Raw genomic sequence first — 19486 nt, 5'->3', positions numbered from 1 at the left:
CCCGCGGATGATTTCCACCCGCATGTCCCCAATTATCGCCGATTACCCTTAAGCGAAGTCAGAAGGAATTTCGTGCAATTCTAATCGAATGCGGACCAACGGATCAGGCGAATTCCATGATGATCGCATCGACGGCAAGACTCTCACCCGGCTTTGTCTGGATCTTGCCGACGACAAGATCGCGCTCGGCCCGCAGCACGTTTTCCATCTTCATGGCTTCGACGACCGCGAGGGTCTCCCCGGCCTTGACTTCCTGTCCCTCGGCGACCGCGATCGAGACGACGAGGCCTGGCATGGGGCAGAGCAGGAGCTTCGACGTATCCGGCGGCAGCTTTACCGGCATCAGCCTGTCGAGGTCCGCCTGTCTCGGCGTGAATATCCGGGCCTTGACCGATAGTCCTTGCCAATCGATGCGCAATCCGTTCAGGAAGGGACGTATCTGTGCGGTGATCTTCCTGCCGCCGACGCGTCCGCTCCAGACCGCGTCACCAGGTCTCCAGTCAGTGACAACCGATGTAAGCGCCCCGCCAATCTCCATGTCCATCTCGAAGGGAATGGTGATCAGGCCATCGAGCAATTTGAGCGAGTGATATTCGTCGCCGAGCTTGACGACCCAATCGTCACGCAAGGGGCCCGCCGCAGGGCGCAGCCGGTCGGCATGGCGTTCGCGGCGATTGCTCTCGACCAGACTGCAGGAGAGGGCTATTGCCGCAAGCGTTGCCGCTTCATCACCGTCCGGAGACATGGGGGCGAAGCCCTCGGGATATTCCTCGGCGATAAAGCCGGTCGAGAGACGGCCTTCACGCCAGCGCGGATGTTTCATCAGCGCTGACAGGAAGGGAACATTGTGTTCGATGCCGTCTACAACGAAGCCATCCAGTGCCTCGCCCATGGCATCGATCGCCTCGATCCGCGTCGGTGCCCATGTGCAGAGCTTCGCGATCATCGGATCGTAGTACATTGAGATTTCGGCACCCTCGAAGACGCCGGTATCGTTGCGGATGATACGACCGTCGGTTTTCCCTTCCTGTGGAGGGCGATAGCGAGTGAGGCGGCCGATCGACGGCAGGAAATTGCGATAGGGGTCCTCGGCGTAGAGGCGGCTTTCGATCGCCCAGCCGTTCAGCTTGATGTCCTTCTGCGAGAAAGGAAGTTTCTCGCCGGCGGCGACGCGGATCATCTGTTCCACGAGGTCGATGCCTGTCACCAGTTCGGTGACAGGGTGTTCGACCTGAAGCCGGGTGTTCATTTCGAGGAAGTAGAAATTCCGATCCTTGTCGACGATGAACTCGACAGTGCCCGCGCTCTGGTAATCCACCGCCTTGGCGAGCGCTACCGATTGTTCGCCCATCGCCTTTCGCGTCGCCTCGTCAAGGAAGGGCGAGGGCGCCTCTTCGGCGACCTTCTGGTTTCGGCGCTGGATCGAGCATTCGCGCTCGCCGAGATAAACGGCATTGCCGTGCGCGTCCGCGAGAACCTGGATTTCGATGTGGCGCGGTTCGACGACATATTTCTCGATGAAGACGCGGTCGTCGCCGAAAGAGCTCCTAGCCTCGGAGCGGGCGCGATCGAAGCCGTCGCGCACTTCCGCCTCGCTCCAGGCGATGCGCATGCCCTTGCCGCCACCGCCGGCGGAGGCCTTGATCATCACGGGGTAGCCGATCTCTCCGGCGATCTTTTCGGCGTGATCGGCATCCTCGATAACGCCGAGATACCCGGGGACCGTCGAAACCTTCGCGGCACTCGCGAACTTCTTCGATTCGATCTTGTCTCCCATGGCGGTGATTGCCTTGGGTTTCGGACCAATGAAGATGATGCCTTCCTTCTCCAGCGCTTCGCAGAAGGAGGCGCGCTCGGATAGAAAGCCATAGCCCGGGTGGACGGCTTCGGCGCCGGTCTCCTTGCAGGCGGCAATGATCTTTTCGGCAACGAGATAGCTCTCGACTGCCGGAGCTGCGCCGATATGGACTGCTTCATCGGCCATTTCCACATGCAGGGCATCCCGATCGGCATCGGAATAGACGGCAACCGTCGCAATTCCCATACGCCGCGCAGTCTTGATCACGCGGCAAGCGATCTCGCCGCGGTTCGCGATCAGGATTTTCTTGAACATGAAAGCTCCGCCCAACTCATCTCTGGCTAACGTTTAAGCCACAAATCGATTGTCGGTTCAACGTGTCAAACCTGAGCGCGGACTTTAAAGGTCCGCGCCTCAGAGACTTTCCGTCTGCCCGCTAGATCGCGTCCTGTATCGTGAGCATCGCATCGGGCACCCGCAGCCAGCGGCTGATGGTCGGCCTGTCTTCGCTTCGAATGATGATCGCATCCAGGATATCCTCCCATCCGGGGTGATTGGAATTGCTCTTGGTTGCCGCTGCGATCCGCTCCAGCACCGCGATCTTGAGCGGCGAGAGAGCAAGGCGCCCTGCGTCGTGCTTGCTGCGCAGGATGCGGCAGATGTAGTCGAGGTCGTGCCTCGTAATGCCCGGACGCGTAATCGGGCGGGTAAGAGCGTAGGCGCCCACACCCTCTTCGATCGCTACGCGCAGCTGGTCCAGCGCAAAAGCGCCGAGCTGTGGAGGCACGTTCGAGGAAGCCTCAATCACATTCAGGATCAGCCTCAGCTCCAACGGCGAGTTCACCACGCCATCGGTCGACAGTAGTCGTACCAACCATGCGGCATTGATCTCGTCTAGCGATCCCTGTGGGTAGCTGTAGTGAACAATGAAGTCGGTCAGCGCTTCGATGAAGAAGGCGTCCCATTCGTCGCATTTTTCAGGGCAGGAATTCTGCAGTGCCATGAGAACGAGAACATCGTCGGATGTTCTGAGACCAAGGGGAAAAGTATAATTTCTCAAAAATATTACGTCATCGGCCGCCAGCCGACTCTTTCCGGCAACTAAATGCGCCGGAAAAGATTGGCGGAGTTCGCTCATCTTTTCATCTCCAGGCTTCATCATGAAGCCGGCCGTGATCTACTCGCTTCAAATTGAAGAAGCTTCAACGAGCGCAGTTAACTGCCTGCATCCGCGATCAGGAAGATTTGAGCGATTGGGACTGTACGCGCTCGCGCCAGATTATGAACAGGCCCGAACCGACGATGATGAGGATGCCGATCCATTTCGAGAGATTCGGGAAATCGCCGAAGAGCGCATAGCCGAGCACGGTTGCCGAGATGATTTCGAAATACTGGAACGGCGCCAGTAGAGACAGGGGCGCAAGGCGGAAGGCCCGCACGACCAGCATATGGGCATAGCCCGAAATCGAACCGAGAATCAGCAGCAGAACGAGGCCGAGCCAGGAAGCGGGCAGGGAGGGGACAAAGTCCGTGCCGCCCATGGCGGATCCGACCCACAGTGCCGCTGCCATGAAGATCGTGCCGCCGACACCTGCCATCGTCTGCATGGTCAGAGGCGAATCCGCCTCTCCGATCGCTCGGTTCATGAAGAGATAGACTGCGTAAAGGAAAGCACATGCGACCGGCAGCAGAGCTTTCCATCCGAAGATCTCGAAGCTCGGCTGAATCACGATCATGGCTCCGCCAAAGCCGATGATAATGGCAAGCCACCGGCGCCAGCCGACCTTGTCGCCCAGGAAGGCTGCCGAGAGTGCCGCCAGCATGAAGGGCTCGACGAAATAGATCGCGAAGACGTCGGCAAGCGGCATGTATTTGACGGCGACGAAGAAGAGCAGGCTCGCCGCCCCATGCAGTGCCCCGCGAAGGATATTCATCCAGGGACGCTTCGCGGAGAGCGCGGAAGCGCCCGCCATTGTGAAAAGCAGCGGCAGGGTGCAGACGAGCTGGAAAAAGAAGCGATAGAAGGTCACCTGTCCCGGCGACATATTTTCGAAGGTCGCCATGTATTTGGCGATAGCGTCCATGGTCGGAAGAATGATCATGGCACTTGCCATGATGGTCATGCCTTGCAGCGGATTTTGCGTGGTCTCGGCAGTAGCGATAGATGACATGATCGACCCGGTTTCCTTATGATGCCATCAAACACGGGATTGCCTTGTGATCAAGCAGGCGCGGTTCATCCAGTCAGGTTCCCGATTACGCTGGGGCAGGAGCGAAGAAATCCGCGGCTGACGGTTTCATTCCACGTCGAAGGCCGCAATGGGGTGGCGGCGTGACGCTCCGAGACCTATCTGTGCTGTCGAGATCCGATAGAAGACAATGAGACGTGCAAAGAACTGTCGGCCGTAAGCCCTGGAAGGATGCACCGAATGTTGAAGACTGAGCAGCAGATCAACGTTTTTTCCGATGAAGGCGATGATACGCTCGGCGGACGCCTGTCTTCGGCACGCGACGCCGCCGGCATCAGCATAGGTTCCCTTGCCAATCAGCTCGGCGTGCAGGAAGAGACCGTGCTTGCCTGGGAATCCGACCGGTCCGAACCGCGTCCATCCCTTCTCCTTGATCTGGCAGGCATCTTCGGCGTCTCGCCGATCTGGCTCATGACCGGTGCCGGCGAAGGGCCTGCGGAAATGACTGATGAACGCGCGCTGGAGGCCGTAAAGATCGAACTCTCGCGGCTTCAATCGGCCTACAAGGATATGGGGCGGCTCATAGAGACCACCAATCGGCAGCTGGAAAAGCTGGACTATCAGCTGAAGCTTCGCAACGTCGGTAAAGGTGTTGCGCACTAAAGCGCAACGCGATCTCTAGGATTCGCTTGCCGCACTTTAGGTCTTTGTTCTTGCATGTCTTTGTCGCAAAACCGCTGCACACTTTTGCGCGACATGTTTTGGCGACGGATGATTTAAGATCGAATCGATCGAAGGCGCGGAGGCTGCGTCCGGTTTCCTGCTCCAAGCACAGGTCTTATGCAGAACGGTCGCTAACGGTTTCGCCAAAGATCGATTCGAAGGCCTGACGCAGCCGGATATCGGCGTCCGCCATCATGATCGGCAGACCGAGATCGACGAGGCTGGTCACCCCGTATGCGGAAATTCCGCACGGCACGATTCCTGAGAAATGGCTGAGGTCGGGATCGACGTTCAGCGACAGGCCGTGAAAGGTCACCCATTTGCGAAGACGTATGCCGAGCGCCGCTACCTTACCCTCGGACATGGTGCCATCGGGCAGGAGCGGTTTTTCCGGACGGCGCACCCAGACGCCTACTCGATCCTCGCGACGCTCGCCACGGACATTCATCGATTCGAGCGTGCGAATGATCACTTCCTCGAGCGCTGCCACGAAGGCGCGGACATCCTGCCTGCGGCGTTTCAGGTCCAGCATCACATAGGCCACGCGCTGACCGGGACCGTGATAGGTGTACTGGCCGCCCCGACCGGTGGAAAAAACCGGGAAGCGTTCCTTCTCGATCAGATCGGCAGCGTCGGCACTCGTTCCCGCCGTATAGAGCGGCGGATGTTCGAGCAGCCAGACAAGCTCCTGCGCGTGGCCATCCGCTATATCAGCCACTTCCCGTTCCATGGTCGCCACGGCTTCCTCATAGGGGACAAGGCCGTCGGCGATACGCCAGCGGACCGGCGGGGAGCCGGCGAGGGGAAACATGGAATGTTCGAGATCGGTGCGTAGCATGGGAAGCCCTTTATCGGCTGATCCGACGCAGGACATTCTAAAAATCCGCACGCGCCAGACAGTTCGGTTCCTATATGGCGGCTTTTGAAGCGCAATTCAAACACCTGTGAAAACTCGTAAAAAAATCTGTCATATCGCTCTTGTGCCCCCCGAATGCTTTTGCTACATGCTGCCCCGCCGGCACAAATCGGCACCTACCACGATGCGGTCGTGGCGGAATTGGTAGACGCGCAGCGTTGAGGTCGCTGTGGGGCAACCCGTGGAAGTTCGAGTCTTCTCGACCGCACCAACTTTTCTAGCTGTTGATTACTACAGCTTTTTACGACGCGAGATGCGGTCGTTTTTTGATCATCCCGATCGATATTAAACTAGCAGTAGTAGACGCCTGCGGCGCAGCGTCGGGCCGTGCGTCGCGCGACACCGGCTACGCTGACCGGTGTCAGGGGTCGACCGATTCGCGCCTCGGCGACCGTGATGATGCCGCTCACGCCCGGGATTGCGAGTCGCTCGCCGATGTCCAATCCGACTGCGCTGATGATCGCGGCAAACAGAAGAACCCTGATTCTAGCTGAAATAGTCATTTCTTGCCCTCCACCCTGAACTGTGTTGGCAGCTCGTCGACATTGCCGAGCTTTTCGATATCCACCTGTTGCGCCGAGGTCGTATTCTTGAAGGCATAGTCGTCGGTCGTGGCATCATCTCCCGCCTTCCAGTCGGTGATCTGGATGCTGTATTGCGGGGCCTGGTCGACATCTTTTGCCGTGATCACATATCTGCACGGATAGGGATGGTCGCCCTGGGCGATCCAGATCTGCCAATCGACCTCCTTGTTGCGAAAGGCGAGGTGGTCGCATTCGGTCCCGCCGATCACGCCGCTACCGAGATCCTTGATATCCGTGACGCCGTGCATCAGTTCGCCATAGACATCGGGCAGGAGAAGATCGGCTCCGGGGAGGGGTCTATGAAGCTTGTCTCTCAATTCGTCGACCAAATGATCGATCGTTCCTGGAACGTCGACCTGCGTGTAGAGATTGGCGTCCTTGCCGAGCAGCGTCAGCGTCTTACCGTCGAAGAGGAGTTCGACATTGGCGAACCCGCCCGAGCGCGTCACGCGAATCTTGTCTGGACGATTAACCTCCATCTTGCCGGAACTGGCCAGCAGCAGCTTTTGGTGATCCTTGGTGACGACTTCAAGGTTCGTATCGTAGGAGAAGGACATTGTCTTCTGCGATGCCATATAGTCGGACATCGCCTTGAGAAGGTTCTTGGCATCGGCCTCTCCGGCCTTTGCTCCGGATGCCCCTCCGGACAGCACTGCGGCCGCTGTCAGAAGGATGGTAGCGGTCGTAAGCGCCAGTGTTTTGCGGGCTGGTTTCAGCATCGTCTATCTCCCTCAGTTTTCTATGGCCACCTATTGGCCGAAACGGACCGCTTACGCGTTACGCACGAGCGGGTCGTGCGATGAGGACATTTCAGACTAGGGACGATGCTACACTCCCAAGCGCGCACGCGCGCGTAACATACGGTATGATCTATGACGCAAGACGCGTTTGACACGACTCCCGTCCGCGCAGGTCGCGTACGCGTCGGCCACCCTGGATCGAACGGGCGTCGCGTTAACCTTCCCGGCATTTAACATTAGAAAATTGCGATATAGAGAGTATCGTAGCGAATACAACTATAAGACTAAAGGAACGGAGGAGCGCATGTCTCGTGGAGAGGACGATGTCGAATATCGGGGATCGTTGTTTTCAGCCTTTGTCGAAGATCACAAAGGATTCGGTTTATATCGTGATGAAGAGCAGCAGGATGAGGCCAAGCGTCGAAGACGCTCACAGCTTGTCCTGTCGATCATTCTTCTTATGGTTTTGGCAATCGCCGGGGGCTGGTGGCTGCATGTTCAGGCCGCACCACCGCTCGACAAGATCACCACTACCAGCGTGAGATAAATCGGCGCGGAAGAAGCGGCTCTTTCGTCTACCGATTGACAATTACAGTAGCGAGGTCAATAGTTTCCGTGTCGTCAAGCAGCGGAGGAACGAGGAATGACCAGCCGCACGATTCTACTGACAACATTTGCATCTCTTGCCGTTCTGGGTTCTCTTTCCTTTGCGACATCAGCGTCCGCGCTGAGCATGCAGGATTGCAGCGCCAAGTATAAGGCCGCCCAGGCGGCGAATACGCTGAACGGCATGAAGTGGAACGATTTCCGCAAGGCACAATGCGGAACCGATGCCGCCGCAGCCGCTCCTGCTGCTACCGCTCCGGCAACAGCTCCCGCTGCTCCGGCAAAGACAACGGCAACAAAGACAACTGCAGCGAAAACAACGGACGCAGATGAGCCGGATCCGGCAGCCGTTCCGGCCAAGGAGCCCGCAAAGCCCTCGATGGCTGCACCTGCCGGTGTAACTTTCCCGACCGCCATCTCGTCCAAATATGCCAGCGAAACGCCGGCAAAGGGCCGCTTCCACACCTGTGTCGACTCCTATCATGTCAACAAGGACAAGAACACGCTCGGCGGTCTGAAGTGGATCCAGAAGGGCGGCGGCTATTACAGTCTCTGCAATTCGAAGCTGAAAGGCTGATGGCGCAAATAGCCGTCGAAGCATATGAAAAACGGGCGCTTCGGCGCCCGTTTGCATGAGTCGGTTGCTATCAAGGTTTTCCTCAGTCGTCGTCGGGGATATTGGCGTCGACGCCGATTATGCTGAGATTGTTCCTGACCGCACGAACGCCGGCGACGGAGAGGGCGCGGGCTTCGATATGACGAGCCGTAATGGCGTCGTCCACCTCGCCTTCGATAATAATCCGGCCTCCGCGTTCAGCGCGAACATCGACCGTTTCCGGCGTCACGCCCTCGAGATCGGTCAACGCGTCCATGACGCGCTCTTCGAGATCGTCCGCATTTTCGCGACCGCCGGTTCCAGGTAGCAAGGATTCTGTCTGGGCTTCCTGCTGGCCGTCTTCATCGCTGTCGGTGACGGTGTAGCCCTTGTTCGTCTCTTCGTCGAAATTGGCCTCGGTGCCGCCGTAGGGACCGTTGCCGGGATCACGAGACTTCGCTCCGGCCTGGTCGTCATAGGGCCAGCCCTCTTCGATGTCCCGTTCCTCGTAGTCGCGATAGTCCTCCTCTCGCGTCAGTTCCTTCTTCTTGGAATCCATGATCAGGCTCCTTTTGCCGTCGGTACTAGAGAACGGCTGGCGGCGTTCTTGGTTCAATCCTAGTTTCTGATCTTTTCCCATTTCCGGATAAGCCGGTCGCGCTTCAGCTTGGACAGGCGCTGCAGCCAGAAAATGCCGTCCAGCTGGTCGACTTCGTGCTGGATACAAACGGCAAGGAAGCCATCGGCATCCTCTTCATGGACTATACCATCGAGGTTCTGATAGCGGAACCGAATGGCCTTCGGTCGAGAAACTTCTTCGGTCGCACCCGGCATGGAAACGCTGCCTTCCATTTGCCTTGATGTCCCGTCCGACGACCAGAGGATTTCCGGATTGGCGTAGACGCGAACTCCCTCCCGGCGATCCAATTCGATGACCGTCACCCGTTGCAAGACACCGATATGGGCCGCGGTTATGCCAACGCCGGGCGCCGCGCGCATCGTGTCGAGCAGGTCTGCAGCGAGCTGTTTCAGCGCTTCATCGAAAACAGTGACGGGAGCGCATACAGTTTTCAGGAGAGTATCTGGGTAGCGAATGATCGGACGAATGGACACGGATATCTCTGGTAAAATGACGACACAATCTGCGCGCAAGGATAGCTGTAACGTTTATCTGTGCAAATGGCTTTGCGTTCCGATTCCGGTTCGCATCGAGCTTACGCCAGAGCTAATTGAGCGACCAGCCTCAAGCGAGGTTTCTGCTCTATCTAATTGTTGACAATGGATTTTTTGCCGTCATTCTCGTTCTTGACGGCGGGCGCTCGCAAAGCGAATGGATACGAGGCGGCACATGATGACGACCGACGAAGACGAGCTTACCCGCACCGATACTCAGGAGCCGCACATCGATATCTACGATGAGGACGGCAATGTGCGCGCCGATTTCATCGAGCAGGTTCGCGAGGCGATCGAGGCAGGCGATTCTGCCTTTCTGCACCGAGATGTCGCCAGGCTGCATGAATCGGAAATCGGCCATCTGCTGGAATCCTTGAACGCCGACCAGCGTCTCTCGCTGGTCCGGCTGCTCGGCGACGATTTCGACATGACGGCTCTGACGCAGGTCGACGAGGCGATACGCCGCGAGATCGTCGATCAGCTGCCGAACGACCAGATCGCCGCGGCGATCGGCGAGCTCGATTCCGACGACGCCGTCTACATTCTCGAGGATCTCGACCAGGAAGATCGCGACGAGATCCTGTCGCAACTGCCCTTTACCGAGCGCGTGCGGTTGCGTCGCGCCCTGGACTATCCGGAGAGTTCGGCCGGACGCCGCATGCAGACGGAATTCGTCGCCGTACCACCGTTCTGGACGGTCGGTCAGACGATCGACTACATGCGCGATCAGGAAGACTTGCCCGAAGCCTTCACCCAGATCTTCGTCATCGATCCGACGTTCAAGCTGCTCGGCAGCGTCGATCTCGATCGCATCCTGCGCACCAAGAGGCAGGCAAAGATCGAAACCATCATGCGCGAGACGTCGCATCCCATACCTGCCGAAATGGACCAGGAGGAGGCGGCCCAACTCTTCGAGCAATATGACCTTCTGTCGGCGGCCGTGGTCGACGAGAATGATCGCTTGGTCGGCGTCCTGACCATCGACGATGTCGTCGACGTCATTCATGAGGAGGCGGACGAGGATATCAAACGTCTCGGCGGCGTCGGCGACGAAGAACTGTCGGACAATGTCATCTCGACCGTGCGCTCGCGCTTTCTGTGGCTCGCTGTCAATCTGGTGACGGCAATCCTTGCCTCGACCATCATCGGCGTTTTCGACGGGTCGATCCAGAAGATGGTGGCGCTTGCCGTCCTGATGCCGATCGTCGCCTCCATGGGCGGCAATGCCGGAACACAGACAATGACGGTGACCGTTCGCGCATTGGCCACCGGCGACCTCGACATCTACAATGCCGGGCGCATCATCCGCAGGGAGGCAAGCGTCGGCCTCATCAACGGCATCCTGTTCGCCGTCGTCATGTGCGTCATTTCACTGATCTGGTTTCACGATATCCAGCTGGGGATCGTCATCGCTGCGGCGATGGTGATCAATCTTGTCGCCGCGGCTCTCGGCGGAATATTGCTGCCGCTGCTTCTCAATCGCGTTGGTGCCGATCCGGCTATTGCATCATCGGCCTTCGTGACGACCGTAACCGATTGTACCGGTTATTTTTCGTTCCTCGGCCTCGCGACGTGGTGGTTCGTGCTGCGTTAACGCCGTCCGGCTGTCAAAATTGACTGATACGTAAAAGTCAATATTATGCGGGGTGATGTGGGCGGAGAGGGGACTGCCTTTCGGCCGAGTATTCCATGCTTTGGCTGAACCGGACCTAAGCTCGCTATACGAGGACGAAATACCGGTGAACAAGTACTATACCATTACAGAGCTTACGCGTGAATTCGGGGTTTCTACTCGTACTCTGCGCTTCTACGAGGATGAGGGGCTCATTCATCCGGAACGAAGGGGCCGTACGCGCCTGTTTCGACAGGCAGATCGTCGCCTGATAGGAGAAATCCTGCGCGGCCGCCGCATCGGTTTCACGATTGCGGAAATTCGCGAGATCATCCAGGTCTACAAGGAGCCGCCCGGCGAGGTCGGCCAACTCAAGCTTTTGATGAAGCGAGTCGAAGAGAAGCGCGAGGATCTGCGCCAGAAGCGCAAGGATATCGACGATACGCTGACCGAACTCGATCACATCGAGGAATCCTGCCTGGGCCGCCTGGCCGAAATCGGCGTTGGCACCTGAGCAGGCGAGATCAAGGCGTCGGCGTCAGCGGGCCTGGTCTGTACACTGAATGGAGATCGCCTCGAATCGCTCGTCGTCGGCCTTGATCTTTCCCGCCCGCCACGGCTCGAACAGGCTCTGCTTCTTCAGCGCATCGACGAAACATTGGCAGAAACTGTGGCAGAAAGCCTCGCCATTGGACTGGGTGCAGACCATCTGGCACTGCCGCAGAATGCCTGGGGTTGGGTCGGCAGGGGCGGCTAGCGATAGCAGATAGACCAGGCCGAACAGCAGCGGCTGGTGCACGAGGTAGAAGATCAGGCTATGACGCCCGGCACGCGCGATCAGGCTTCCGCCGGTGCCTAGCCTCGCCAATCGCTGCGGCAGATTGGTCCGTATCGCAAGGCTCGCCGCGCTGAGACCGGCAAAAAAGGCGAGCGCCCAGGGAAAGAGCGGGACGTAGTCGTTGGAGCGTGCCGGGGCTGCGGCAAGGCCGAGCCAGGCGAAATAGCGTGGATTAAGGGCTGCCCAGTCTAGCGCGCCGGGGCTGTAGAAGACGTCGACGACCCAGCAGACGGCGAGTACCGCCGTCGCGAGCAAGGTCAAAGGCATCGGCAAACGCAGAAAGACGATGCCGATCAGGGTCAGTGCCGCGATGCAGTGCAGAATCCCGAAATAGATCCATTCGTCGGTCATACCTATCAGCGTGACGATCGAGACACCGATCGCCGCAGCGGCAATCATTGCAAAGCGTTTCCAAAAAGGCCGCCAGCGAATTACCGGCCGATTGGCGAGCACAAGGCTTACGCCGGCGAGGAAGAGGAAGGTGCTTGCAATCGCTCGGGCATAGAGCTTCAGCCAGCCTGTTTCCGCCGTGCCGGGATCGAGATAGCCGAAGAATTCGAAATCCCAGGTACAGTGATAGCTCGCCATTGCGAGAAGAGCTATGCCGCGCGCCGTGTCCAGAATGCCAATGCGCGGTGTCTTTTGGGGCGCATCGATGCTCTCGGCGACAGCGGCCATCAGGAATCCTTTCAGCGGGACGAGATTAACGGCGGCGCGCCGGACGCTGCTGGAAACAGGAGGAGCGCGGCGATTTCATGGCACATCGATATCCATGATGGCCAGACGCGCATCCGAAAAAAACTGTCGCCGGATCAGGACGACATTGATGAAGATCGTCGTGATGATGAAGAAATAGGGGCTTATGAACCAGCCGAGATAGCCGATCGATAGAAAAATCGCGCGAAGACCCGCATTGAAATTGCGCGCGGCTATGATGTTCATGCGGATGACGCGTTCGGCTGCACGCTCCGTCTCGACGCGATTCGCCTCGATATCCTCGATCATCGGAATGGCGCCGAAGAGAATTGTGCAATAGTTGAACAGCCGATAAGACCAGCCGAATTTGAAGAAGGCGTAACCGAACAGGCCGGTGAGGCCCGCCACCTTGATTTCGAAGGCAACCCGACCGCCGGCATTGAAGAGAAAGGGCAGGTCAGCGAAAAAGGCATTCACCTTGTCCGTTGCGCCAAGCAGCGCGAAGCAGCCGCCCATGGCAAAAATAGACGTCGAAGCGAAGAATGCCGTCCCATTCTGAAGGCCTGCGAGAATCTGCGTGTCTATCATCTTCAGGTCACGGCGCAGCGAATTGTAAATCCATTCACGCCGGCGCTCGATCATCTCCTGCGTCAGGCTGCTCCGGTTGAAAAACCGGGAACTGTCGGTGATCCGGTTGAGGCCCAGCCAGCAAAGGATGAAGAGGGCGAGAGCGACATAGTCGGCGGTCGTCATGAGGCGTTCCCAAAATCTGTTCAGCTGTCTGCTAACGTTTGATAGCTTGAAAGCCGCAACAGCGATATCGACATATGACTTAGCTATGTTTGAGTCGGATTGTGCGGGACTGTAATGTCGCTTGCGTCCAATCCGATGTCGGTGGGTCGCCGTGCCGCTCGATCACCCTAACGTAATTTTAGTGGCATCTGACTCTGTTGCGAGGCGCCAAGGTTCCATGTTTCTTTCCGTATTCGATGTCTTCAAGATCGGCGTGGGACCGTCGAGCTCGCACACGATGGGGCCTATGTCGGCCGCCAACCGATTTCTCGAACTGATCCTGTCGAACGAGTGGCCGCGGCCATCGTCCAATGTGCATGTGGCGGCCATCAGGGTCAGCCTGCACGGCTCGCTTGCGCATACCGGTATCGGGCATGGGACGGGCAGGGCGGTGATCCTCGGCCTGATGGGTGAGCGGCCGGATGAGGTCGACCCCGACAAGATGGATGCAATCATCGACGAGGTCGAGCGTACGGGCCGTATCAACCCGCAGGGGCATCCCCCTTACGAGTTCCAGCCAAAGACCGATCTCATCTTCGACAAGAAGGTTCCCTTGCCGGGCCATGCCAACGGCATGAGCTTCTCGGCGCTGGACAAGGATGGCCGGTTGCTCGTCAAGCGCATCTATTATTCCGTCGGCGGCGGATTCGTCGTGACCGACACGGAGCTGGAGGTCATGCGCGCGAAGCGGAAGGCTGCCATGGGCAACTACAAGGTGCCCTATCCCTTTGCGACGGCAAAGCAGATGCTCGAGATGGCCGCACGCTCGGGGCTTACGATCGCGCAGATGAAGCGCGCGAACGAAGAAAGCCGTATGACGCGGGCGCAGCTCGACGAGGGCCTCGACAAGATATGGGCAGCCATGGACAGCTGCATCGATCGCGGACTGAAGACGGAAGGCATCATGCCCGGCGGCCTCAAGGTTCGCCGCCGCGCGCGGGCAATCCATGACAAGCTGCACGAGGAATGGCGCAGTAACCGGATCAATCCGCTTCTCGCAAACGACTGGCTGAGCGTCTATGCCATGGCCGTAAACGAGGAGAACGCCGCAGGTGGACGCGTGGTCACCGCGCCGACCAACGGTGCTGCAGGCGTCGTTCCGGCAACCATCCGCTACTACAAGCATTTCCATGAGGATGCTGATGAGAATGGCATTCGCGACTATTTGCTGACGGCGGCAGCCGTCGGCGGCATCATCAAGCACAACGCCTCGATCTCGGGCGCTGAAGTCGGCTGTCAGGGCGAAGTCGGTTCGGCAGCTGCTATGGCTGCAGCCGGCCTCGCCGCGGTCATGGGCGGCACGCCCGAGCAGGTCGAAAATGCTGCGGAAATCGCGCTCGAACACCACCTCGGCATGACCTGTGATCCGATTGCCGGCCTGGTGCAGGTTCCCTGTATCGAGCGCAATGCGCTGGGAGCCGTCAAGGCGGTGACCGCCGCCTCGCTGGCGATCAAGGGAGACGGCCAGCACTTCGTGCCGCTGGACGCTTGCATCGAGACCATGCGGCAGACCGGCTACGATATGAGCGAGAAATACAAGGAAACCTCGACGGGCGGTCTGGCGGTCAATGTCGTCGAATGCTGAGTTTGTGGATGCTTGGCGTTAAGGCTTGACGCTGCCGGCCAAAAGGAATTGAACGGGCAGCATGGCTTTGCATCTTATCAAATTGTGCGTGGGCGCCGACTCGATCGAGGACCTGCGTGAATGGGTATCCGAGCGGGCATTGACCGCGGTCGCCGCCGGACTCGAACCACACACGACCCACACCACCAGGATGGTGCCGAAACGCGTCGAGGAGCTGCTGGACGGCGGCTCGCTCTACTGGGTGATCAAAGGGCAGGTTCAGGCAAGGCAAAAGCTCATCGACATCAGGACCTTTACCGATGGTGAAGGCATATCCCGCTGCCAGCTCGTGCTTGGACCGGAAGTTATCGAGACGTCCGTACAGCCGAAGCGACCGTTCCAGGGATGGCGATACTACCCGCAGGACGACGTGCCGCGCGATCTCGACAGCTTGGGAGCAGGCATAACGGAAATGCCTGCAGACTTGAGACGGGAACTCTCGGAGCTGGGATTGCTCTGATCCCGGCCCGATCGGCCATTTAGCGCAGGCGCATCAGAACCGGTGTTTTTCCGGCCAAGGATGTTACGTGGAGATGGATGCGTGCTTCCGGCTGGGAATAGCGCCAGGCGCGGGCACCATGACACAGAAGCACGTTTATCAGATCCTTGGTCCGCGAACGGGAGCGATGAAGCCCAAGATCAGCGATCCGCATGGCCGCTTCGTGCAGCGGATGAAGAGCATAGCCCTTCGACCTGATCTTTGCCCCGGTATCGAGCGAGATATCCGGCATGTTCTCGTTCATTGCCATGTCATGTCCCCGTAACGCATTACTAACTCAGGGGCGGGACCGGCTTACGGCCGGTTCCGCGAGAATGGATACCCATCCCGATATCCATTGGTCCTAGACGTACAGCGGCACTTGATGCCGCCGCCCTTATTCCATGCTGGCCCAGCACTTGATGCCAGCCTTCTTCAGCGTCTTGCACGCATTCACCGCATCGCGTTGATCGTCAAAGCCGCCGAAGCGAGCACGATAGACCTGCGAGGCGCCGTCTCCGAATGCGACGGCATAGGGCTTGGCCGAGCGCAGAGCCTTGCCGCCCTTGCTCTTTGCCTGATCCAAGAGATCGTCTGCCATTTCCTTGGTCGAAGACACGCCAACCTGGATGCTCCAGCCACTCGGAACCTTCTCCGTCTTTTCAGACTTGTCTGCCTTCTCGGCCTTGGCCAGTTTGGCCGTCGACGCAGTCGTTACCGCATCGACAGGCTCCGCATCGCCTTCGCCCTGACTTTCGGCATAGGCGGGCGCTATCGAAGCAACTTCGTTGGCTGGAACATTTTGCTTATGCGGCTTGGTTACCACGAGCGGATTGTTCGACTTCGGCGTGACGGCAGCAAAGGCCGCAACGCTCGAATTCTCCTGATAACGGGCATCCGGCGTCGGGCCGCTTGCCGGCAGCTTCACCTTGGCCGCATCGGCCATGCGGACGGCGGCTGCATCGACATCAGGCGCAACGGGTACCGTCTTCGTGGGAACAGGCATTGCAGGCGCAGTCATTTCAGGCGCGGCCTGGGCGATCAATTGACCCGGGCGCCCGTCGACCGACGCCTTCGGCAGATAGGCCGCGAGCAGCTTGCGCATCTGGTTGTCGCGGGCAGGCGTGGAGGCGCCACCAAGAACGACGCCGACGATCGACTTGCCGCTATCCTGCAGCGAGGACACCAGATTGAAGCCGGCGGCGCGGGTATAGCCGGTCTTGATGCCATCGACGCCTCTTACGGAGCCGACCAGGCGATTGTGGCCGTAGATGGTGCGATTGCCGAACTGGAAGCTCTTGACCGAGAAGACGCCGTAATACTGTGGGAAATGCTCGCGGAGTGCGATGCCGAGGCGGGCCTGATCACGGGCCGTCGTCATCTGCGCCGTATTCGGCAGGCCGTTCGGATTGCGATAGGTCGTCCTGGTCATACCCAGCGCATGTGCCTTATTGTTCATCATCCGGGCGAAATTCTCCTCGGACCCACCGAGATATTCGCCAAGAGCCATGGCAGCGTCGTTTGCCGACAGCGTGACCATGCCGAGGATTGCCTGTTGGACCGTGATGACGGTGCCCGCACGAACGCCCAACTTTGTGGGCGCCTGAGCTGCAGCATGGGCAGACATGGCAATAGGAGAATCAAGCTTGATGCGTCCGGCCTCGAGCGCTTCGAACGCGAGGTATATCGTCATCATCTTTGTAAGTGAGGCGGGATAATGAAGCGCGTCGGCGTTTTCGCTGTAGAGTACGTTTCCTGTCCTGGCATCAACGACGATGCCCGCATAGCCAGGGCCGCTCGCAGCCTGAGAAGGCGAGGCTGTCGCGATTGTCATGATCGCAATTGCGAAACCCAATGTCACCGTCATCAGGAACTTGCCAAAGCGCGACGACGATGAGGAGAAAATTGACCTGGACACTACTTCACTCTTTGCTTGCATCAACATTTTCATTATCCGGCCGTCGCCTCCTGACACGTCCGTTGCAGGACAGAGTAGGGGGTCGGGGTTACCAATCGGTTTATGATGAACAGTTGGTTTCGGGATTCCGCCACATTTTAGCCGTCCGTCGCCGGCGCGCCGGTAGAGGCTGCGGGTTGCTCGGCAAGGCGGGATTCCACAAACGTTTGAATAGCGGCATCAATATGGTCCCAATCACCCAGAAGGCCGCTTGAAAAGCGGTAAAGCACAGTCAGGTCTTTACCAAGATGAACGTCACGCTGGCAGTCTCCGCTTGTAGCCTTGTCCGGAGTTGAAGGGAGCACGCAGCGGACGACATAATCAGGCTTGCCTGGCCGTGGCGCGGTTAGCAGCACTTCATTCGTATAGCCCGCATCAGCGCGCAGGCGATGGGCCGTCAGACCATGAGGACCGGCAAAGGGGTCGCCCTCGATCAAATGAGAGTAGATCGGCGCCAGCCGCCCTGACATATCGCGGGACATGGTGCTTTGCGTAAATTGCAGGAAAATCAAGGACGACGACTGTGAAACGTCGTTGAAGCTCAGACGAGCAGCTTCGTTGTAACCCTGCATCTGCGGCCAGGTCAGATAGAGATCGACGCGCTCGGTACTGCCGTCTGAGCGCTCGCTGGGAAAGCGGATCGTGTTGGCCGCAAGCCGCAGCGTATCTTCGCCGACAGTAACCGTGAAAACCTTGGTATCGTCCGTGTGTCCGCCCAGGGAGATGCGCTGGCCCAACCAACGGCCACCGATACTGATTGCGACGGTCAGGACAGCAAGAAGCGCCACGACAGCTGTCAAACGGTAAACGAACCCGTTGGAGATCAACGGGGCCTCTTCGATCGCGGGGGCAGGCGGCGGCGCGAGAACCATGCTTTTGCCTTCGTTTCCATTTCGCCGCAGAAGAGTCTTGTATCGCCTGCAGGACGGGAACTCGTGATGAGTCTCAATATGGAATGATTGGCGCCGGCATAGTTAACGCGAGGTTAAGCAAAGCTACAGCTGGAAGGCAAAAAGGGGAGAGCCGCTCCCGGGACAGCGGGAACGGCTCATGGCTCCGGTCGGGCACGGGGATGCAAACAGACCGGGCCGAGTACTAGACCGGCAAAGCTGCCGATCGTCTGGTATTACTTGACGCTGCCAACCGCGTCGGCATGGCCCGCGTCCTGGATCTTCACCCATCGCGCCGGGTCATCGGCGGACTGCCGCTTCAGGTAGGTGTATTCCGTATCGGACCAGAGCATCACCTTGTTGCGCATGTTATCGAGGATGAAATCGCCATGGTCGGTGCGAACCGTCAGGACCGCGTGGCCTTCACCATTGGGCTGAAGGACGACAGTCATCAACGTGTCCGATGGCGAGAAGCCGGAATTGATCAGATCCTTGCGCTTCAGCAACGCATAGTCCTCGCAGTCGCCAGCGGTCGTGGGGATCGCCCACTTTTCCTCGACGCCGTACAGCTCCATGTCCGTCATTGGCTTTATGGTCGTATTGACGGTGTAGTTGATCTTGAGGATCGTCTTCCAACGATCTTCCGTCAGGATCAACGGCCCGGCATCGCCACCCGCATAGGCGCATTCGCTCGGGTTTTCCTTGCAGAATTCATAGTGGCCGATCGGCGGCGCGGCATTGCCGACAATCGCCATGCTGGCCGGTGTTGCATTGGCAAGGCCGAAGAGGCCGAAGGTGAAAATTGCTGCGGTTACTCCGCTTCGCAACCAGGATTGGATAGTCATTTGTATCTCCCCGTTATGGAGATCACAATGACACGGACGTTTTTACTGCACGCAAAATTGCGAAGTAAAAATAAGCACTTAATAGATTCAAATGCAGATCTAAATAGAATAAAACAGGACTTAAATTTGCATCAAACCAAAATCTATTTTTCGTCTAATTTGAATAAAATCTGAAGTGATCACAAGCGGCGAGGAATTTTTACATCATTGTTTTCATTGTGTATTGTTCCAGGCCTACGGGAGGGTAGAAACTCTCGAATAGCTGGAAATGTGCGAAAACGGGACAGGCGTCAGCGGCAGCCGACGCATTAGAACAAGCTTCTCTCAATCAGAATTCGGCAATTTTGCTCCGTTTTGGGAAAATAGCGCCGAAAATTTATTTTGAGGATGAAACGGCGACGGCGGTAAAAAACCTGTGATCCGATAGCCG

General features: G+C 58.2%; 21 protein-coding genes and 1 tRNA gene. 8 read left to right on the top strand and 14 right to left on the bottom strand.

The genetic code is table 11. From position 1 onward, the window contains the following. Positions 1–103: 103 nt before the first annotated feature. The 3 genes from DTW90_RS18810 to DTW90_RS18800 all read right to left on the bottom strand — a co-directional run bounded on the left by DTW90_RS18810 (position 104) and on the right by DTW90_RS18800 (position 3969). Positions 104–2113 carry an acetyl/propionyl/methylcrotonyl-CoA carboxylase subunit alpha gene (locus DTW90_RS18810; protein WP_149340130.1) on the bottom strand — a complete coding sequence of 670 codons (2010 nt, stop codon included), beginning with the start codon at positions 2111–2113 and terminating at the stop codon, positions 104–106. A 121-nt stretch (positions 2114–2234) separates the two neighbouring features. After that, complete coding sequence (locus DTW90_RS18805; RefSeq protein ID WP_149340128.1) at positions 2235–2936, bottom strand: hypothetical protein; 702 nt, start codon at positions 2934–2936, stop codon at positions 2235–2237. A gap of 97 nt (positions 2937–3033) precedes the next feature. Then, positions 3034–3969 carry a DMT family transporter gene (locus tag DTW90_RS18800; RefSeq protein ID WP_149340126.1) on the bottom strand — a complete coding sequence of 312 codons (936 nt, stop codon included), beginning with the start codon at positions 3967–3969 and terminating at the stop codon, positions 3034–3036. Positions 3970–4227: 258 nt separating this feature from the next. Between DTW90_RS18800 and DTW90_RS18795 the strand changes: the two genes are divergently transcribed. Next, positions 4228–4650 carry a helix-turn-helix transcriptional regulator gene (locus DTW90_RS18795; protein WP_149340124.1) on the top strand — a complete coding sequence of 141 codons (423 nt, stop codon included), beginning with the start codon at positions 4228–4230 and terminating at the stop codon, positions 4648–4650. Positions 4651–4825: 175 nt separating this feature from the next. On the opposite strand, the gene lipB is transcribed toward DTW90_RS18795, so the two are convergent. After that, entirely contained in the window at positions 4826–5548 is a 723-nt protein-coding gene (gene lipB, locus DTW90_RS18790) for a lipoyl(octanoyl) transferase LipB (RefSeq protein ID WP_149340123.1), read from the bottom strand. A 204-nt stretch (positions 5549–5752) separates the two neighbouring features. Between lipB and DTW90_RS18785 the strand changes: the two genes are divergently transcribed. Beyond that, positions 5753–5837, top strand: a tRNA-Leu gene (locus tag DTW90_RS18785). 79 nt (positions 5838–5916) lie between these two features. On the opposite strand, the gene DTW90_RS18780 is transcribed toward DTW90_RS18785, so the two are convergent. Together DTW90_RS18780 and DTW90_RS18775 are read right to left on the bottom strand one after the other, a co-directional pair. Next, the gene (locus DTW90_RS18780; protein WP_149340121.1) at positions 5917–6129 is read right to left on the bottom strand and encodes a hypothetical protein; all 213 of its coding nucleotides are present in this window, start codon (positions 6127–6129) and stop codon (positions 5917–5919) included. Beyond that, entirely contained in the window at positions 6126–6929 is an 804-nt protein-coding gene (locus DTW90_RS18775) for a DUF2092 domain-containing protein (protein ID WP_149340119.1), read from the bottom strand. Before DTW90_RS18775 ends, DTW90_RS18780 begins: the two co-directional genes overlap by 4 nt. A gap of 325 nt (positions 6930–7254) precedes the next feature. Here DTW90_RS18775 and DTW90_RS18770 point away from each other — a divergent pair, with 325 nt between their 5' ends. Both DTW90_RS18770 and DTW90_RS18765 read left to right on the top strand, forming a co-directional pair. Further along, entirely contained in the window at positions 7255–7497 is a 243-nt protein-coding gene (locus tag DTW90_RS18770) for a hypothetical protein (RefSeq protein WP_149340117.1), read from the top strand. A gap of 96 nt (positions 7498–7593) precedes the next feature. Beyond that, complete coding sequence (locus DTW90_RS18765) at positions 7594–8133, top strand: hypothetical protein (RefSeq protein WP_149340115.1); 540 nt, start codon at positions 7594–7596, stop codon at positions 8131–8133. 82 nt (positions 8134–8215) lie between these two features. Here DTW90_RS18765 and DTW90_RS18760 read toward each other — a convergent pair whose 3' ends face one another. Both DTW90_RS18760 and DTW90_RS18755 read right to left on the bottom strand, forming a co-directional pair. Beyond that, positions 8216–8710 carry a BON domain-containing protein gene (locus DTW90_RS18760; RefSeq protein ID WP_149340113.1) on the bottom strand — a complete coding sequence of 165 codons (495 nt, stop codon included), beginning with the start codon at positions 8708–8710 and terminating at the stop codon, positions 8216–8218. Between the two features lie 59 nt (positions 8711–8769). Next, positions 8770–9264 carry a peptide deformylase gene (locus DTW90_RS18755; protein WP_149340111.1) on the bottom strand — a complete coding sequence of 165 codons (495 nt, stop codon included), beginning with the start codon at positions 9262–9264 and terminating at the stop codon, positions 8770–8772. A gap of 235 nt (positions 9265–9499) precedes the next feature. Here DTW90_RS18755 and mgtE point away from each other — a divergent pair, with 235 nt between their 5' ends. Both mgtE and DTW90_RS18745 read left to right on the top strand, forming a co-directional pair. After that, on the top strand, positions 9500–10918 hold the full coding sequence (gene mgtE / locus DTW90_RS18750) for a magnesium transporter (protein WP_149340109.1): 1419 nt from the start codon (positions 9500–9502) through the stop codon (positions 10916–10918). Between the two features lie 139 nt (positions 10919–11057). Further along, positions 11058–11450, top strand: coding sequence for a MerR family DNA-binding transcriptional regulator (locus DTW90_RS18745; RefSeq protein WP_165927891.1), 393 nt, complete (start codon positions 11058–11060; stop codon positions 11448–11450). Between the two features lie 24 nt (positions 11451–11474). On the opposite strand, the gene DTW90_RS18740 is transcribed toward DTW90_RS18745, so the two are convergent. Together DTW90_RS18740 and DTW90_RS18735 are read right to left on the bottom strand one after the other, a co-directional pair. Continuing rightward, positions 11475–12452, bottom strand: coding sequence for a heparan-alpha-glucosaminide N-acetyltransferase (locus DTW90_RS18740; RefSeq protein ID WP_149340107.1), 978 nt, complete (start codon positions 12450–12452; stop codon positions 11475–11477). A gap of 75 nt (positions 12453–12527) precedes the next feature. After that, a complete protein-coding gene (locus DTW90_RS18735) occupies positions 12528–13223 on the bottom strand; it encodes a DUF599 family protein (protein ID WP_132524812.1) in 696 nt (231 codons plus the stop codon). A 217-nt stretch (positions 13224–13440) separates the two neighbouring features. Between DTW90_RS18735 and DTW90_RS18730 the strand changes: the two genes are divergently transcribed. Next, complete coding sequence (locus tag DTW90_RS18730; RefSeq protein ID WP_132524814.1) at positions 13441–14847, top strand: L-serine ammonia-lyase; 1407 nt, start codon at positions 13441–13443, stop codon at positions 14845–14847. Positions 14848–14908: 61 nt separating this feature from the next. Then, on the top strand, positions 14909–15346 hold the full coding sequence (locus tag DTW90_RS18725; protein ID WP_132524816.1) for a DUF1489 family protein: 438 nt from the start codon (positions 14909–14911) through the stop codon (positions 15344–15346). Positions 15347–15365: 19 nt separating this feature from the next. Here DTW90_RS18725 and DTW90_RS18720 read toward each other — a convergent pair whose 3' ends face one another. The 4 genes from DTW90_RS18720 to DTW90_RS18705 all read right to left on the bottom strand — a co-directional run bounded on the left by DTW90_RS18720 (position 15366) and on the right by DTW90_RS18705 (position 19056). After that, complete coding sequence (locus tag DTW90_RS18720; RefSeq protein ID WP_132524818.1) at positions 15366–15635, bottom strand: hypothetical protein; 270 nt, start codon at positions 15633–15635, stop codon at positions 15366–15368. 126 nt (positions 15636–15761) lie between these two features. After that, entirely contained in the window at positions 15762–17303 is a 1542-nt protein-coding gene (locus DTW90_RS18715) for a serine hydrolase (RefSeq protein ID WP_149340446.1), read from the bottom strand. Positions 17304–17419: 116 nt separating this feature from the next. After that, on the bottom strand, positions 17420–18193 hold the full coding sequence (locus DTW90_RS18710) for a hypothetical protein (RefSeq protein ID WP_149340105.1): 774 nt from the start codon (positions 18191–18193) through the stop codon (positions 17420–17422). Between the two features lie 254 nt (positions 18194–18447). Further along, entirely contained in the window at positions 18448–19056 is a 609-nt protein-coding gene (locus tag DTW90_RS18705; protein ID WP_132524822.1) for a transglutaminase-like cysteine peptidase, read from the bottom strand. Positions 19057–19486: the final 430 nt, after the last annotated feature.

Origin of the sequence: Neorhizobium sp. P12A, from assembly GCF_008365395.1 — a bacterium.
GTDB lineage: Bacteria > Pseudomonadota > Alphaproteobacteria > Rhizobiales > Rhizobiaceae > Rhizobium.
This window is presented reverse-complemented; position numbering and strand designations above follow the sequence as displayed.

What these genes read in the sequence shown, in the direction of transcription:
- DTW90_RS18810 (WP_149340130.1), bottom strand. Translation starts at nt 2,113, where the DNA reads ATGTTCAAGAAAATCCTGATCGCGAACCGCGGCGAGATCGCTTGCCGC.
- DTW90_RS18805 (WP_149340128.1), bottom strand. Translation starts at nt 2,936, where the DNA reads ATGAGCGAACTCCGCCAATCTTTTCCGGCGCATTTAGTTGCCGGAAAG.
- DTW90_RS18800 (WP_149340126.1), bottom strand. Translation starts at nt 3,969, where the DNA reads ATGTCATCTATCGCTACTGCCGAGACCACGCAAAATCCGCTGCAAGGC.
- DTW90_RS18795 (WP_149340124.1), top strand. Translation starts at nt 4,228, where the DNA reads ATGTTGAAGACTGAGCAGCAGATCAACGTTTTTTCCGATGAAGGCGAT.
- lipB (WP_149340123.1), bottom strand. Translation starts at nt 5,548, where the DNA reads ATGCTACGCACCGATCTCGAACATTCCATGTTTCCCCTCGCCGGCTCC.
- DTW90_RS18780 (WP_149340121.1), bottom strand. Translation starts at nt 6,129, where the DNA reads ATGACTATTTCAGCTAGAATCAGGGTTCTTCTGTTTGCCGCGATCATC.
- DTW90_RS18775 (WP_149340119.1), bottom strand. Translation starts at nt 6,929, where the DNA reads ATGCTGAAACCAGCCCGCAAAACACTGGCGCTTACGACCGCTACCATC.
- DTW90_RS18770 (WP_149340117.1), top strand. Translation starts at nt 7,255, where the DNA reads ATGTCTCGTGGAGAGGACGATGTCGAATATCGGGGATCGTTGTTTTCA.
- DTW90_RS18765 (WP_149340115.1), top strand. Translation starts at nt 7,594, where the DNA reads ATGACCAGCCGCACGATTCTACTGACAACATTTGCATCTCTTGCCGTT.
- DTW90_RS18760 (WP_149340113.1), bottom strand. Translation starts at nt 8,710, where the DNA reads ATGGATTCCAAGAAGAAGGAACTGACGCGAGAGGAGGACTATCGCGAC.
- mgtE (WP_149340109.1), top strand. Translation starts at nt 9,500, where the DNA reads ATGATGACGACCGACGAAGACGAGCTTACCCGCACCGATACTCAGGAG.
- DTW90_RS18740 (WP_149340107.1), bottom strand. Translation starts at nt 12,452, where the DNA reads ATGGCCGCTGTCGCCGAGAGCATCGATGCGCCCCAAAAGACACCGCGC.
- DTW90_RS18735 (WP_132524812.1), bottom strand. Translation starts at nt 13,223, where the DNA reads ATGACGACCGCCGACTATGTCGCTCTCGCCCTCTTCATCCTTTGCTGG.
- DTW90_RS18730 (WP_132524814.1), top strand. Translation starts at nt 13,441, where the DNA reads ATGTTTCTTTCCGTATTCGATGTCTTCAAGATCGGCGTGGGACCGTCG.
- DTW90_RS18725 (WP_132524816.1), top strand. Translation starts at nt 14,909, where the DNA reads ATGGCTTTGCATCTTATCAAATTGTGCGTGGGCGCCGACTCGATCGAG.
- DTW90_RS18720 (WP_132524818.1), bottom strand. Translation starts at nt 15,635, where the DNA reads ATGGCAATGAACGAGAACATGCCGGATATCTCGCTCGATACCGGGGCA.
- DTW90_RS18715 (WP_149340446.1), bottom strand. Translation starts at nt 17,303, where the DNA reads ATGCAAGCAAAGAGTGAAGTAGTGTCCAGGTCAATTTTCTCCTCATCG.
- DTW90_RS18710 (WP_149340105.1), bottom strand. Translation starts at nt 18,193, where the DNA reads ATGGTTCTCGCGCCGCCGCCTGCCCCCGCGATCGAAGAGGCCCCGTTG.
- DTW90_RS18705 (WP_132524822.1), bottom strand. Translation starts at nt 19,056, where the DNA reads ATGACTATCCAATCCTGGTTGCGAAGCGGAGTAACCGCAGCAATTTTC.